The 15,133-nt window shown below is 34.5% G+C and carries 17 protein-coding genes; 12 read left to right on the top strand and 5 right to left on the bottom strand.

The genetic code is table 11. The annotated features are described in order from the left end of the window. Positions 1–107 precede the first annotated feature (107 nt). Positions 108–494 carry a hypothetical protein gene (locus ACN6NE_RS03330; RefSeq protein ID WP_474324537.1) on the top strand — a complete coding sequence of 129 codons (387 nt, stop codon included), beginning with the start codon at positions 108–110 and terminating at the stop codon, positions 492–494. Positions 495–646: 152 nt separating this feature from the next. Here the strand turns inward: ACN6NE_RS03330 and ACN6NE_RS03325 are convergent, their stop codons facing one another. Together ACN6NE_RS03325 and ACN6NE_RS03320 are read right to left on the bottom strand one after the other, a co-directional pair. Next, complete coding sequence (locus ACN6NE_RS03325) at positions 647–1,759, bottom strand: type II asparaginase (protein WP_129703520.1); 1,113 nt, start codon at positions 1,757–1,759, stop codon at positions 647–649. Positions 1,760–2,991: 1,232 nt separating this feature from the next. Next, entirely contained in the window at positions 2,992–3,750 is a 759-nt protein-coding gene (locus ACN6NE_RS03320) for an STAS domain-containing protein (protein ID WP_474324535.1), read from the bottom strand. 349 nt (positions 3,751–4,099) lie between these two features. On the opposite strand from ACN6NE_RS03320, the gene ACN6NE_RS03315 reads away from it, so the two are divergent. From ACN6NE_RS03315 to ACN6NE_RS03300, 4 genes are all read left to right on the top strand, one after another. Then, positions 4,100–5,575, top strand: coding sequence for an FAD-dependent oxidoreductase (locus ACN6NE_RS03315; protein ID WP_474325198.1), 1,476 nt, complete (start codon positions 4,100–4,102; stop codon positions 5,573–5,575). A gap of 683 nt (positions 5,576–6,258) precedes the next feature. Further along, on the top strand, positions 6,259–6,666 hold the full coding sequence (locus tag ACN6NE_RS03310; RefSeq protein ID WP_129703512.1) for a hypothetical protein: 408 nt from the start codon (positions 6,259–6,261) through the stop codon (positions 6,664–6,666). Positions 6,667–7,073: 407 nt separating this feature from the next. After that, the gene (locus tag ACN6NE_RS03305; protein WP_129703510.1) at positions 7,074–7,559 is read left to right on the top strand and encodes a hypothetical protein; all 486 of its coding nucleotides are present in this window, start codon (positions 7,074–7,076) and stop codon (positions 7,557–7,559) included. Between the two features lie 434 nt (positions 7,560–7,993). Further along, a complete protein-coding gene (locus ACN6NE_RS03300) occupies positions 7,994–8,539 on the top strand; it encodes a CBO0543 family protein (protein WP_474324533.1) in 546 nt (181 codons plus the stop codon). Between the two features lie 202 nt (positions 8,540–8,741). Here ACN6NE_RS03300 and ACN6NE_RS03295 read toward each other — a convergent pair whose 3' ends face one another. Beyond that, positions 8,742–9,326 (bottom strand): YitT family protein, encoded by a 585-nt coding sequence (locus tag ACN6NE_RS03295; RefSeq protein ID WP_080781595.1) that lies wholly within the window; start codon positions 9,324–9,326, stop codon positions 8,742–8,744. 525 nt (positions 9,327–9,851) lie between these two features. Continuing rightward, positions 9,852–10,565 (bottom strand): hypothetical protein, encoded by a 714-nt coding sequence (locus tag ACN6NE_RS03290; protein WP_129703506.1) that lies wholly within the window; start codon positions 10,563–10,565, stop codon positions 9,852–9,854. Positions 10,566–11,438: 873 nt separating this feature from the next. Here ACN6NE_RS03290 and ACN6NE_RS03285 point away from each other — a divergent pair. The 7 genes from ACN6NE_RS03285 to ACN6NE_RS03255 all read left to right on the top strand — a co-directional run bounded on the left by ACN6NE_RS03285 (position 11,439) and on the right by ACN6NE_RS03255 (position 14,926). Next, entirely contained in the window at positions 11,439–11,783 is a 345-nt protein-coding gene (locus ACN6NE_RS03285) for a hypothetical protein (RefSeq protein ID WP_240702311.1), read from the top strand. A gap of 130 nt (positions 11,784–11,913) precedes the next feature. Next, a complete protein-coding gene (locus ACN6NE_RS03280) occupies positions 11,914–12,609 on the top strand; it encodes a hypothetical protein (protein ID WP_129703502.1) in 696 nt (231 codons plus the stop codon). Between the two features lie 272 nt (positions 12,610–12,881). Beyond that, positions 12,882–13,358, top strand: a complete 477-nt coding sequence (locus tag ACN6NE_RS03275) for a CPBP family intramembrane glutamic endopeptidase (protein WP_276319757.1) — start codon at positions 12,882–12,884, stop codon at positions 13,356–13,358. Between the two features lie 43 nt (positions 13,359–13,401). After that, positions 13,402–13,548, top strand: coding sequence for a hypothetical protein (locus ACN6NE_RS03270; protein ID WP_165351634.1), 147 nt, complete (start codon positions 13,402–13,404; stop codon positions 13,546–13,548). Between the two features lie 126 nt (positions 13,549–13,674). Further along, positions 13,675–13,854: a hypothetical protein gene (locus ACN6NE_RS03265; RefSeq protein WP_129703500.1), complete on the top strand. Its 180-nt coding sequence runs from the start codon at positions 13,675–13,677 to the stop codon at positions 13,852–13,854. Positions 13,855–14,176: 322 nt separating this feature from the next. Further along, positions 14,177–14,560, top strand: a complete 384-nt coding sequence (locus tag ACN6NE_RS03260; protein ID WP_474324531.1) for a hypothetical protein — start codon at positions 14,177–14,179, stop codon at positions 14,558–14,560. A gap of 198 nt (positions 14,561–14,758) precedes the next feature. Next, the gene (locus ACN6NE_RS03255) at positions 14,759–14,926 is read left to right on the top strand and encodes a hypothetical protein (protein ID WP_153252171.1); all 168 of its coding nucleotides are present in this window, start codon (positions 14,759–14,761) and stop codon (positions 14,924–14,926) included. A gap of 111 nt (positions 14,927–15,037) precedes the next feature. Here ACN6NE_RS03255 and ACN6NE_RS03250 read toward each other — a convergent pair. Beyond that, a partial coding sequence (locus ACN6NE_RS03250; protein ID WP_157842263.1) for an IS3 family transposase occupies positions 15,038–15,133 on the bottom strand: 96 nt, incomplete at its 5' end.

Genomic DNA, 15,133 nt, shown 5'->3' with positions numbered 1-15,133 from the left:
AAAACTTTAAAAATACACCTTCTTTTATGCTAAAAAAGGAATATTTTTTAAAGTGATACGATACTATTTTCTGATACAACCTATTCCTGCGAAAGGAGCAAAAATAAATGAAACGAAATGTTGCCTACGGTTTGTTACTCACAGTGTCTTTAGTATTTGCGATTTTTTTAATTATTGATTGGCGTCAATACGAAAATGGATTAGAACACGCTATTAAGCCTGCTGACAAGAACTATGAGAACAGCGAAAACTATGTTTCTGAAAAACGTATGATAGATGTAATTGTAAAGCTAACGGAAGAAAGTCCTGCAACATTCGGGACAAGATTAAAAAGTGCGCAAAGAATAGATGAGAGACGTGTCCATGTAAATACCAATAAGCTAGAGGGCATTATCGAGTTAAAAGATATAGAAGGTAAGACTTTGGTATGGCGTGTACTAGACGACACATCAAATCATGTAATTATAGAAAGTAAGAACTGGGGAAATGAATAAGGAACCTGCTGATGGTTTCTTTCTTAATTAAAAGAGGCTGAGATAAAAGTATGTTAGTGATGTCTCAACCTCTTTATGTCCTTCTTATAAGCTGTCGTTAACGATTGTTCTTAAAAAATTTAGTCAAAACAGAGGATGAAAGATATTTTTGATTAATACTCATTAAAATATTCTTGAATCTTTTGAGGATCCTTTGTTTTCGTTAAAGCAAGCATTAAAAGAATACGGGCTTTTTGAGGATTTAGCGAATCGGATGTAACAAACTTATCTTTATCATCTGATTCTTCATGTGTCACAACTCCGCTTCCTACCCGGCTAGATCTAACAATAACTACGCCTCTTTTTACCGCATCTCTAGCACCTGTTAGGGCAGCATCGGATAGCAGCCCATTTCCTGCTCCTGCAACGACTATTCCTTTTGCCCCAGCTTTTACAGCTGTGTCATAAAAGTCCCTAGAGTCGTTTTGATACCCATATATGATGTCTACCTGAGGAAGCTTACCTAGTTTTGATACATCGAATATTGATTGTGTTGTATGCTTGCGAGTTGGTTTGTTATAAAATATTACCCTATCTCCAGCTATTTCTCCTACATATCCCTGTTCAGGGGATTTAAACGTATCTACTGCCGTTGTATGTGTTTTTGTTATATAGCGAGCTGCACCAATTCGATCGTTAAGTGCTACTAAAACGCCGGTATTTCGCGCTTCTTTTGTAGAAGCAATTTTCACTGCATTATACAAGTTTAACGGTCCATCTGCACTTATAGCGGTAGCTGGTCTCATTGAACCAACTACAACTACAGGCTTTTCACTTTTTACTACTAAGTTTAGAAAATAAGCCGTTTCCTCCATCGTATCAGATCCGTGTGTCACGACAATTCCATCAACGTCCTTAGAAGCTAATAATGTATTAATTCGTTTCGCTAACTTTAACAAAATGCTGTTATTTATATTTTGACTTCCGATATTTACGACCTGTTCTCCGCTTACATTCGCTAGTTTTTTCAACTGAGGAACAGCTTTAATAATTGCTTTAATATCAAGAGCTCCTGATTCATATCCAGTTGTGTCTGTGCTGCTTTCAGAAGAGCCTGCAATCGTACCTCCAGTGGCCAAAATCTTTATATTGGGCAGCTCTTCTTTCACTGAATTTTTTACAGTCATTTTAGAATCATTTACTGATGCATTGACCAATGATAAAGGTCCCGAAAATAAGATAACGCTTGATAAAAAGGTGATGCCTATTATTTTTTTCAGTTTCATCTTTGTTTAGCTCCTTTTGTTGAAAATACATATAATGGTATTATTGATAATTTAAATTTAAAATATCCAATCATTTGGCCACACAAAGAATAAATAGATAAATGAATTATTTTTATGAGATACTTTACTATTTGTTTACTATCAAACGGATTATAAGAACGGGAAGCCCTTAATAAAAAATGTGCAAACCATTTAAATATGTTAAGATTGATTCCATCATTTACATCACTTATAGAAGAAGCTCGTCAAAAAGAAGCCTTTGCTATGGTTAGCAAAGGCTTCTTTTTGACGAGAATTATGATGAATATGACTAACTTAAAAGGAATGCACCCAATACTGCTTTTTTTATTTCTACCTGTCAATATTAGGAGTCCTAAAAGCTAACTCACAGTAGAAGAGAACTCAAATATATTTTTTAAAGCCATCACTAAAGAAATAGATGCCATTCCTAATTTCGACCTTCAGGATATTCTATGTTTATAGAAAATAAGCGTCTTTTGAAAGAGAAATAAATTTTCTTTTTAATACATAAGTTATTGGTAACTTGGGTGAACTACTCAAGATATGTAAAAGCATCAAAACTAACTTTTAATTATGTCACAGAAAAAACTACTGATTCCTTATGAACCTGTAGTTTTTTCTGTTTTTTAAGATATATGATATAAACATAAAACGGATTTCAGAAAGGGGAAAAGCAGTCTAGTAATATCCAGACTTCTTTAACATTAGTTATTCATCTGCTTGTTGAATGCGCTCCTATATATATTTAGTGTCTAGAGATTAATTCACTCATTAGTCTGTTTAAAGCAATGTGCACGATATCATATTCTGTATATTCCTGTGTAAAAGGTAGATTTCTTTTTCTTTTTTTCTTAACAATTTTCTAATCTCCTCACATAAGTGAACTTGAGAATCTAAAAGCTTTATTTCTTTTATATCTTCTATTTGTTTAGACATGAGTTCAGCTCCTTTATAACCTTTTAAGGAACTATTCTATTTTAAAAAGTGGGAGTCCTTTTGCTTTTGTACCCATTTAACATAATGTAGTCTCTATACAGGAGTGAAAATAATGGTTTTAATATAAAGTTCTTTTTCTTCATATTAGTATGTTAGCAGTGGAAGAACAAATAAATTATTTGTTCTCTTTGTACTTGAAGTTTCCTCATAATAGAAAGGGTACGTCTATTTGTGATATAACCGACATAAAAAATGCTTAGTAATTCAATTCAATATCACTCATGCAAAAGCTTATTTACCGCATCTTTTAACTTTCCATAAGTTCTCAATTTACTCATATCTATTCCTAATTGAACAGCAGTTAAGGCTATTTCCGGACGGATACCTGTGATGGTTGTATCAATTCCAAGTAGGTCCAACATCTTTATAACTTGAAATAATTCATTGGTCATCATAGTATCAATCGAAGGTGCACCCGATAAGTCAATAATTAAGCAAGATAGATTGAGCTCTTTTGCTTGCAGCATAACCTTCTTCGCAAAATCACTATTCTTATAATCATCAACCTGACCAATGAGAGGCAGCACACCCACTGTATCGGAAATACTAATAACAGGTGTGCTAAGCTCAGAAATCAGCATTTTTTGAGCTTGAGACTGCGCTTCTGAAACTTGTCCATAATAAAGTGTAAAGAGTTCTATCATTCGATCAAACGCTTCATTCACTACTTTATTCCATAAAAAAAGATCTTCGTATGTAATATTAGATGAATAAAGATAAAAAAATGATTCAATTCGTTTAAGAAAAATTAAACGGAATTTTTTAAAATGATGGATACTATGGTAAAGAGAATCGCCTCTCTGAGCCCTCTTTGTGGCAACGTCCTGTGCCCAATCACTAAGAGTATCTAATGACTCTCCAGTAAGAACTTTTACAATTTTATGAGTGAAATATTGATTTTGTACTCGAAGATATTCGGTTGTTTCGGAAGAGGCATCAGCTGTGTAGATCGAATCCTTTTCTACTTCCCGCAAGTCTAGCCATTCTTGAGACATTTCATCAATGATATATATTTTCTAAAAAAAAGAGAGAGTCTAATTCAAATAGACTCTCTCTTTTTTATCTATATAAGATTTGAATCTAAAGACTTTTTGAATGGAGGTTATAAAATAATATAAGTTCACATAGCGAAGGCTGTATCCCTCATGTAATAAGTATGAACTCTCAATAAATGGAAAACCTAATAACGCTACTATCAAAATATTGAGTGGAGGTCTTAATGTGACTCATAATGAACGCAAGGGAGAACAGCTTCCTCAGGCGCCTGAACCATACTGGAGAGATTTTATTGATTTGCCGGAGTTTCCTGGTTTAGATAATGACATGGACGTAGATGTTGTGATTGTAGGCGGAGGGATTACAGGTCTTACTTCTGCTTATCTTTTGGTCAATCAAGGTCTAAAGGTTGCCGTTTTAGAGGCAGGAAGACTATTGAATGGCACTACAGGACATACGACAGCAAAAGTTACTGCCCAGCACGATTTGATCTACGATGAGTTTATTCGGAATTTTGGAAGAAGTAAAGCAAGATTATACTATGAGGCTAATACAGATGCCTTAAACTTTATTAAGCAAACAGTTGAGGATCATCAAATTAATTGTGATTTCATCATGCAAGATGCTTACATATATGCTACTACTGACGAGTATGCTCTAAAGCTTGAAAAAGAGGCAGAAGCTTATAAGGAACTTAATATTGATGGTGAATTGGCGGATTATATTCCTTTTAACGTGGAAGTTAAAAAAGCCCTTGTGATGAAAGATCAGGCACAGTTTCATCCCATTAAATATCTGGTTCACCTCGTTCAAGCTATTAAACAAAAAGGCGGGCTTATTTTTGAACATACAACGGCAGTGAATGTTGAATCTGGGGATAAGCAAACAGTTCTTACCCGACAAGGTATACGTGTTACAGGAAGCTACGTTCTTTCTTGCTCGCATTTTCCCTTTTATGAAGGGCTTGGACTTTATTCTGCCAGAATGCACGCTGACCGCTCCTATATCCTTGCTGTTAAAGCTAAAAAAGCTTATCCAGGTGGAATGTATATTAGCGCTGATCAACCGACACGTTCCCTGCGTTCTGCAGTCATTAACGGTGAGGAAATGATTCTTGTGGCGGGGGAAAGCCATCAAACCGGTCAAGGAAAAGATACAATGGAACATTATAAAGCGTTAAAGGATTTTGGTGAACAAGTTTTCGATATAGAAAATATTGTATATCGCTGGTCAGCACAAGATTTAGTCACGCTTGATAAACTTCCTTATATTGGAGAAATCACCTCTAGTCAACCTAATATACTAGTCGCTACTGGTTATAGAAAATGGGGAATGACAAATGGAACAGCAGCAGCACTTTTATTCAGAGATATAATTCTAGGCAAAGAGAATGCTTATCAAGATTTATATTCGCCATCGCGTTTTTACGCAAACCCCAGCTTGAAAAATTTCTTAGTAGAAAATGCTGATGTTGTAAGCCATCTTATCAAAGGGAAGCTTGAAATCTCTGATATAAGAGCTGAAGATTTATCTAATGATGAAGGGGCTGTAATTACGGTTCGAGGCCATCGAAAGGGAGCCTATAAAGATCAAGAAGGAAAACTCCACATTGTAGATACAACCTGTACTCACATTGGCTGCGAAGTCGAATGGAACAGCGGAGAACGTTCCTGGGATTGCCCTTGCCACGGATCTAGATTTTCTTATACAGGAGAAGTTATAGAAGGTCCAGCAGAAAAGCCCCTGCAGAAATATGATTACACAATGCTCGATAACCTTACATCAGAGGATTCTGGCTATTAAAGACTTTCTTCCTTAATGAAAATTGTTTAAATCGATAAGCTAATACCGCGAACCCTTAGTTGGAGTTGAAATCTCTCTCTGCAGGGTTCTTTTTTTACTGTTTTACTAAATGCATGATAATGATGAACTACAATTTCTTTTATGTAAATCTCCTATAATTTAACTTCTTCTATAATAAACATCACATGCTCTATTTGTATCCTCTATAAAATTTAGTTAATATAATATCTTTTTTTAAAAATCGTACATTAAAGGTTCGATCAAAAATGTAAGATTTGTAGAAAAGAAAAATAAAGGCTTTCTTACTTGTAAAGGATACTGTTTGAATTCACATGATAGAAGATTTTGAAATAATTATGTAATTCTTCATAAAACGTAATAAATAAAAATTTGTAGCTAGAACAAATCACTCACCATACAGGAATCGCTATTCTGCAGCTAACTCCTAGTGACCCGAATAAACAATAAGAGACAACAGTGTGTTTTCCACTTTTTAATTTACATAGAATATATGTTTTTATTCCTCACAATCAGCAGAAAACCATACAAAATAAACATTTTTCTACCAGTTATAATAAATAGCTTGTGAACAAAAAATTGTTCATTTTTCCCAAACATTTTTCTTCAAGGAACAGACAATTATAAACAAGTACGTTCTATCTACTTTAAGGAGGTTTTTAAGAATGACTAAAAACAATCAACGTTATAAGCAAAAAGATGCTCAGCTGCTTGGAGGGAATATTACTGATACTGAATTAGGACAAGAACTGGGAAGCATTCATCAAGCAATTTCGCAGTTAAGTCAAAATTTTTCTCAGCTACAAAATTCTCAACAAGGTGCTCAGACAAGCCAAGCATCAAATCCATTAATGCAGCAGATGCAAATGTTTAGCTCTCAGGCTCAACAGCAAATGCAGCAAACGGATCAACAAGTTCAACAAAATATTCAACAAGCGATTCAATCTATGAACCAAGCTCTTCAAGGCATTCAAGCTAATCAAGTTATGCAGCAAATGTACCAAGCTATTCAGCAAGGTCAACAGCAACAAAGTCAACAACAGTCGTCGAACCAAAATCAACAAATTCACTAATGAATTACCTGCAAAGTTGCAGGTAGAGATATAGCATTTTTTGTGAAATAGGGGTTTTAATTTACCTTTTGGTTAGAACCCCTATCTTTACAGGAATTGAGTATTTGACCTGTAGGCTTTCATTGTAATCATGTGGGTATGTTGGAAAGTAATAAAGAAAAAAGACCTCATGATAATTGAAGTCTTTCTTTTCTTGAAGAATAAACATTATTATCTATTAAAGAGTTAGAATTGAAACAATTCTATAATTTTAAGTTGTGCATAGATACTGTTTTTATACGCTGTTGGTTTAATAGCTAATAGTAGAAAAAATGAGCTAAATTTCTTTATGAATTAGTATGTATGTTTATAGAAGAATTGGAAAAGTATAAAGAAGTACGTTTTATCTATTTTAAGGAGGATTTTATATGACTCAAAATAATCAACAACAAGATCAGCAGCAAAAACAAAAAGAGGCTCAGTTACTTGGAACTAAAATTACGGACGTTGAGCTAGGGCAAGAATTAGGGAGCATTCGCCAAGAAATTTCGCAATTAAGCCAAAACTTATCTCAATTGCAAAACATTCAGCAAATGTCTCAACAAGGATCACAACAGAATTCTCAAAGCAGCCAAGGCTCTAACTCTTTAATGCAGCAAATGCAATCATTTAGTTCTCAGGCTCAGCAGCAGATGCAGCAAACAGACCAACAAATTCAACAAAATATTCAACAAGCGATTCAATCTATGAATCAGGCTCTTCAAGGTATCCAAGCTAATCAAACTATGCAGAAGATGAATCAAGCTGTCCAACAAGCTCAACAGCCATTTGGATCACAAGGGTTTCAAGCATCCGGAAGTCAAAATCAACAAAACCAACATTCAAATGACCAACAAAATCAAATTCAATTGTGATCTTAGAAAGCGAGTATTTAGCAATTTTTAATTAAAGGAATTTCATATACATTTTTGCTTTTTCATTTAGTCAGCCTCCCTGAAGTCAAAAGCCATGGGGGTTTTCATAATTTCTCGGATTCTTGAGATCCTAGTATTTCCTCAAAAAGACGTTAATACACTTTATTTTTTATGCAGATAAATATTTCTTACTCTTTTTAAACTATACAAGATGCCATAAAGCGTTCATTTGGAAGTCCTTATTGTTTCGAATTGAAGCATTCATCAAGAACAGCTGATCACTCTGTTGAGTAGCTGTTCTTGTCTTTTTAATGTATACCATCATATAGAAAGCTATTTTCTATAATGAATTTTATCAGAATTAACACGTTAAAATACATATTATCTGAGCATATTGCAAATATCTAAGGTATTAACGTTGAAAGGAAAAATGAATGAAAAATAAAGAATCCATTTATGATACCTATTTCGAAAAGCAAAAAGAGCTGAATGATGAAAAACTTCATATTTGGTTAGACTATACAGTATTTAGTTGGAGATGGTGGTTAGGAGTATTACTTATACTGGTCATGATTATAATTTTTATAAAGTTCAGAAAAAAAGAAAGTACGGATCGTTTATTATACACCGGTCTTTTTGTAGCTATCTTTACTTCATTTCTTGATATGATTGGAGACTTTTTAGGCCTGTGGGATTACCGATATGAAGTATTTCCGTTAACTTCTAACTATTTGCCCTGGGACTTATTTTTATTACCCATCTCCATGGTATTTTTTATACAAGTAAAGCCTAAAATTAACCCTGTAATCAAAGCACTGATTTATTCAGCAATAGGTGCTTTTATTGGCCTTCCACTGCTTAATTGGATTGGTATTTATAAACCGCTGCACTGGAGGTACATTTATTCCTTTCCTATTCTAGTTGTTATTTACTTAGCTGCATCCTACATAGCTTCTAGAGGAAAGTTTGAAAAATTATAGGTGGAAATGTTAAGGCTAATGTTTAATAATTAGAGCAAGCTACTCAAGATGCAATAGAGAATCCGCTAACGACTATTGTTAATTCAACTTATAGAGAAAGACTATCTCTTTGGAGTGGGAAGAGATGGTCTTTTTTTATTTGTAAAAATAAAGAAACCTTTAAAAAAACAGGAGATAGAAGGTACTAATTTTATAATTCAAATTACTCTTTTTTAGTAATTAACCAAGTCGTCAATCCCCCTATAAAAATTGTTGAACATGAAAAAAGAAACGTTTTAGGTCCTAGTAAAGGAAGACCTGCTGTTATAATCAAACCGTCTATAATTAAAATAACCATCCCTATGTTCAAAGAAAAAGCTTTTGATATTAGTTGAGCTAGTAAATCTGTTCCTCCAGTGCTTGTCTCATATCGAAGCATAAGACCAACCCCTGTCCCAATAAAGATCCCTCCAAGGATTACACTAGAAAAAATAGAAAATTGAAACTGGTTTTTAATAGGTTCTAGCCAGTCAATCAATAAAGAAGAAATAATTAGCCCATAAAAACTATTATAAAAATAATGCCGCTCATAAATCCAAGCAAACCAACATAATGGGAGACCTAAAATAATCATCGTTACACCTGTGGGGAATTCAAAATAATAGTGAAGGATGAGAGCGATTCCAATTGTTCCTCCATCCAACAAATAATGAGGAACTAAAAATCCATTAATTCCGATGCTTAGCAATAAGCTTCCCACAAAAACAACCGGTATTTTTCGAAAAATAATAATCACCTTTTTAGTCAATTTATCTCTTACTATATTTATATGTTTTTACTACCTGTTATGAATTTTTTTTTTTGTAAATGAATAAAGGCTTATCTCTTGAGCAAACTAGCCAAGACGCCGTGAGGGCATCATAAAATAGCTCTCCACTCCTTACGAGGAAAGAAAAATCCACTAATTAGAGGAGAAATCCCTAATTAGTGGATTTTTTATTTTTAAACTGTTTAGACCTTTACTTATTGTTTTAAACGTAGATATTTTACGAATTGATAGAGTTCATACAACTTTTTGGCTGTAAAGTTTAAGTGAGGAGCTCGGAGAAAGAAAAGTAAGTTTCATGAGTCTGTGTTATCAACTTGTTTTATTTCTTCTAACGAAGAAAAATTTCTAGGGAGCCAGAGACCCAGTGTAGTATGTCCCCATAGATACAACCAAGATGTTCAAAGGCCTTCTTTCTTGATTTCAGTAAATTGGCAATTTTTATATCACAACTGTTGGAAAACCTAATGTATTAGACCAAAAATCTATTGCTCTATCGCCACTTAATTACCAATCAAAAAAAACTTTCAACGAAATCATTGTAGCGGCGTAGACAAGAGATGAGATTAAAAAGGTTGGCAGGTGCGCGTGTTTTTCAAAAGGGAGTTCTTTACTGATAACGTTAAATAACATTGCACCTGAACTAAATGCGATCATCGACTCAATAAGCAGGCCGGATGAGGGCCCGAAGACGCCCATGATTGATCCAAGAAAAGTTGCTCCGGCCAGCATATAGCGACCTCTAGTTTTGTGTAAGCGCGGATGTTTTTTTCCTAGATGGTAGGACCACCCGATAAAGTGAAGGCTGATAGCCAATCCATAGAATAGTGATTCAACTCGCTTGACATCGGTTGAGAACACAACATAAGAAATGATAAAAGAATAAACCATAAAGAAACTCGCCTGTACCATATAAACGGTCAGTTCCGTTAGGTGTGTGGCTGCCTTCGTTTGAGCGAATGAATAAACGGAAAAATAGACGAGTAAGCCGAGAAGACCAAGAAAATATAGTTCAGTATCAAGGGCCAGCGATCCTCCAAATTCTTCTTGTTTCTTATGAAGCGTCGGTAAGATATAAATAAACACATAAGCAATAGCGACACCACCTGATAATGAGAGCAGCTTTTGCTCCCCTATCGGAGAACGTTCGACAATCGTTAATGCGTATAGTTGAATAAGGATAAATACAATGCCTATTATAATTGATTCAATTGTAACCATGATTGTCTCCTTTTAAGGTTGAATTTTAGGATTTAGTTCCCTTTAAAAGAAAAAGAGAAACCATACTTTGGGTGGATACTTCTTAAAGAGGCGCATTCATTAAGGGGATATTGTACCTTAATTATTTTCTTTAAATATTCCTGCGGGATAACTAACACTCTTTTTCCAAAAGTTTTCGATTTATTTACATGCATGATACGAATCTAGCAATTTTATCTGTTTTACTAGACACTTCATATTGATTATCCTATTTTTCTTAGTTATAATATTGTTGTTACATTTGTAATAATAATGTAATATTATTGTAACTTATATACATTTTATAGTGTTATATAAGTTGATTGCTAATTTAAAAACTAAAAAAGTTGTTTATGGATAAACTCTTAGGTGCTGTGGTAACGGCCATGAGGGGAAAAGTTTGAATAAAAAGGTGAGGAAAATGTTGAAAAAAATATTTATTTTAGTTGTTTTAGGATATATATTCTTTAGTAGCAAGTACTTTCTTCAAAATTATGTGTATGCGGGCACATATGAGCAACATATAACTGTTCAAGATGATTTGCTGTCTAGTCTTCTTTCAGAAAAAGCTATTTTTTAACGGCTTTCATGACGCTAAGTAAGAAAAGAAGAAGGAATTCTGTGTGAAGAATCAAGGGATAAATAAAGTGATGCTTTACTGGCTTTGGCAGTCTCTTTGGATTTATCTCTAAAGGCAGTGTCATTTGAAAAGAGCTACGTCAGCGGTAAAAACAAGGGCTATTTAAAATATGTACAGGGCTACTCGTCCTAATAAATTTATATATTGCCTAGACGAAAACGAAGTAGAGAAGAAATATTTGATTGAGAAGAGAATGCTGAGGGAGTAAGAATAAAATGAAGAACTATCTAGATGTGGAAGAAGGAAAAAATGGCTGGAAGCGTTATTTGAGCACAACGATACTGGCTTCTGCGTTCATGCTATTAGGATCGATTATTTATATTATCGCTGACATGGTTATGGTTGCAGCTGATGAAAGTGGAAAGTCATACTTTGATTTCGATAGTGGAGTTGCTGTAGGAATCAATGCTAATCTTGATTTTCTGTTATCTCATATTGTGTACATATGTTGGATTTTTCATTTTAGCCGAGAAGACCCCCACCTCAAGGAGCGGAACGGGCGTAGCCCAGCGAGTAGGTGGGGGATGAATCGGCCTTTTTTAATATTTTTTGACTTTTAGTTGAAATATTTCCCTCTCTTGTTATAAACTATTAACTAAATAGTAGAACATAAGTTCGTAAGGGGGAGACAAATGAAGAAAGCGTATTTGGAAAGAGGATGTAAACGTCCTTACAGTAGCTGAAATGGCAATGTTAAGCAAGGTATTTAATTGCGCTAAGCGTTTTGCGTTTCAAACACTCATTCGTCAAAAACGGTGGGAACGTGAACTACATAAGGAAAGTATTCACTTAGTCATGAAGAGAAAGTTTGGCGTCAATGATTACATGGCAAACAGCATTGTACGCGAATCTCAAGCTCTCCTAAAAGCTCAAACCGAACTAAATAAGCTGTATATCAAGCAAACAGACGAAAAGATTAAAAAGAAAAAGAACAAACTAAAAAAAGAACGTTCCTTTTTGACCACTCTTCGTAAGATAAAAGATAGCTGTGTCGAAGGAAACCTACGGTTTCCTAAAAATAGAAACTACGCCTTACATTCTAGTGGACTTATTTCACTAGAATGTAAGAGTTGTTCTCTCATTTGGATGAATACCTACTTATTTGAGCATCAATATCTGGATCTCACAATTAAACAACTAAAAGCAAAGATTGGGCGAAAAGGTCTTGGCTACAAAGAAAAAGCACCACAGGTGCTTCGTCATCATATTGTACGTTATCAATTACCCTACTGGAAGCAGTGGTGGACACTAAACAAAAAGTTAAATGTACGAACGGAAGTGTTCTATCAACTGTTTGATGTAAATAAACCATCTGGTAACATCAATCTTACACATAAAGAATTAACAGAAAAAGAAAGTAAACATTTAAAGAAAGCTTTTGCATAAGTAATATATCTTGAACTTCTTGTACCAAATACTTACTAACGCTACCGGAGCAGATAGCGATTTTCTAGGGTTTGGGCGCATTACAAGGGTGTTCAAACGATTCTATACAAATGAAGGTTGATGTACCCGCTACAAGCGCTTGCTTACATAGAAAGAGCTGTATGTGTGGTTGTCCCGAAGGGACACTTCTATAATTTGTATGGCTAACCGACCCCGTTGAACGGGAAGGGCTCCTAAGTCTTTGGAGATTTTAGGAATCCCCCACTTCAAGCTTGCTAAGTGGGGGTAGTTCAATAGTACCTATTCAAACAACAACGGAGGAAATGTTCTTTAGGGGGCTTCTTCTCCAATGGGTGAGCAAGAAAGTGAAACGCCCCATTTTACTTGCTATTATTGTTGGATTAATGTTTTCAATAGGCCATTTTGCTAATCCTGAAATGAATAAATCTATTATATTAGTCGGACTGGACTACATTATAGCTGGTTTTGCTCTTACATATATCGCCATTCAAACAAAAAGTTTAGAAATTACGATTGGAGCACATGCAGCAAATAATATGTTTCTGGCTCTGTTCCTTACAACGGACGATTCTGTCTTCGAATCTATACCAAGTTTGTTTAAGGTAGCTAACACTGAACCAGGAGCTAACCTTATTTGGTCGATTATTACCTGTAGTGTTTTTTATATCTTATGTAGAGGGAAAGTAAAAAAGGAAGAAGCAGCTAACAAAGATCAGCTTATTGCTTAAATTAATGGAACCAATAACTAAATAAGATGGGAGATGTAACATAGTGAGTGGAAATCATGATGAAAAGAAACCATTGACTCGTGCAGAAATGAAGCGAGGCCACTTAGCTACTCAACATCGTATTTTAAATGTACTTATCGTTCTTGCATCGATTGCTGCAGTGTATCTAGCTATAAAAACAATACTTTAGAAGAGGCTGGGACAAAAGTATCTTAGCTGAAGTGAAAAAAGAACCATTGATCAAAATTTTTGATTAGTGGTTCTTTTTTTTTGTTATGGTGAACATAGGTTTCATCTATTTCGTTCCTTCTAGCTGTTGATTGGAGGGCAAGGCGAAGACTCCTGCGGGAAAAGCGGAACAGATAAGACCCCGCAGGAGCGCAAGCGACGAGGAGGCTCATCGGCTGCCCGCGGAAAGCGAAGTCTTGCACGGAAATCAACTGCGATGTCAGAAGCGGTTCAGCTTATGTATCTCATTTCTATGTCTTTAGATTGAAGTCATTTCGTTATGTCTCATCCTGCAGTATCTTAGCTAAGAATATATACAAAATCAAAATATAAAATATAGAAAAAATGTTATTATATAGATATTAGTTTAAAAATAAGATGATGTATAGGGGATATCAGCTAATATGTTTTTTGTCATTATAGGATTTATAGCCGTCTTTGTCACGTTATGTTCGTTAGAAGCTAAGCTAAGAACGATAGTGAATCAAAATAATAGATTAATTAAATTACTTGAAAAAAAGAACAGATCATAACAGAAAATCATCTAATAGGATATTTGGATACTTTTGTACCGTGTAGGAGGATTTAAATTGAAAAGGAAGTTTTTGTTTTTAGGACTTATATCTATTTTTTTATTAGTATTGGGTAGCTGTGGTAGCAAGGAAGAAAGTATGCGTTTCGAAGGTGAAGGAGATCATTGGAAAGCTTTATATCTTTTAAATAAAGGAGAGAATACTCAAAACGGGCAAGGCAGTATCATCTATAAAGGAAAAGACAAGGAGAAAGTAGGAAAAGTTTCTTATGTTGTGGAAGGGGAAACAAGTAAATTATCAGGTACGGATGACGAGACAGAAGGGAAAATTAATTTAAATGAGAGCTGCAGCGGGTGTTCGACTCAAAGCAGCAGCGCTCCTTTTCATGTGACAATAAAATGGAATGGTAAAGAAGATAAATTTGATTTAACATCAAAGTAGAACGATAAAACGTTGTATGTATATGAAACTACAAATCCGGCCACACTAATAACGTATTCTCCCTACTCTAATAAAGTTAAAAACCCTTTGCCTACATCAGGTAAGGATTATTTTTTTATAAATCCTGCTTTAATTGGTTGTTAATCTAAATAAAGGGGAATTACATATATTAAGAGCACACCAAGGGGATAAATATTAGTGACAAACTATAGGTACTATACGGGATCCCTGTTCGTCAGGGAATTAGAACGTTTAAAAGAAGAATATATTCAACTTGATCTCGACGATGTGAAAAGAATGGTTGAAGAAGATATTTTACTGTTAGAAAAAGCGGTGAATATGTTGTCTACGAATACAGTTTATTAAATTAAGCAACTTACTCAAGATGCAATAAAGCATTATCTAACGACTACTGTTAATTCAATTTTAAAAAAAGCTACCTCTTTTGAACTGAACCCGAAAAGTTAGACCCTTTATCTAAGCAGCGAATGAGGATTGAATTCTGTATTCTACAGGGGTCAATCCTTTTAATTTTACTTTTATTCGTTTGTGGTTGTAATAAACAATATACCT

The organism is Priestia sp. 53B2, from assembly GCF_056099005.1.
The sequence above is the reverse complement of the archived record's forward strand: the minus strand, read 5'-3'. Positions and strand labels throughout refer to the sequence as shown.

Coding starts and splice junctions, on each gene's coding strand:
- ACN6NE_RS03315 (WP_474325198.1), top strand. CDS start 4,100: ATGGACGTAGATGTTGTGATTGTAGGCGGAGGGATTACAGGTCTTACT.
- ACN6NE_RS03325 (WP_129703520.1), bottom strand. CDS start 1,759: ATGAAACTGAAAAAAATAATAGGCATCACCTTTTTATCAAGCGTTATC.
- ACN6NE_RS03330 (WP_474324537.1), top strand. CDS start 108: ATGAAACGAAATGTTGCCTACGGTTTGTTACTCACAGTGTCTTTAGTA.
- ACN6NE_RS03285 (WP_240702311.1), top strand. CDS start 11,439: ATGAAGAACTATCTAGATGTGGAAGAAGGAAAAAATGGCTGGAAGCGT.
- ACN6NE_RS03305 (WP_129703510.1), top strand. CDS start 7,074: ATGACTCAAAATAATCAACAACAAGATCAGCAGCAAAAACAAAAAGAG.
- ACN6NE_RS03280 (WP_129703502.1), top strand. CDS start 11,914: ATGTTAAGCAAGGTATTTAATTGCGCTAAGCGTTTTGCGTTTCAAACA.
- ACN6NE_RS03300 (WP_474324533.1), top strand. CDS start 7,994: ATGAAAAATAAAGAATCCATTTATGATACCTATTTCGAAAAGCAAAAA.
- ACN6NE_RS03310 (WP_129703512.1), top strand. CDS start 6,259: ATGACTAAAAACAATCAACGTTATAAGCAAAAAGATGCTCAGCTGCTT.
- ACN6NE_RS03290 (WP_129703506.1), bottom strand. CDS start 10,565: ATGGTTACAATTGAATCAATTATAATAGGCATTGTATTTATCCTTATT.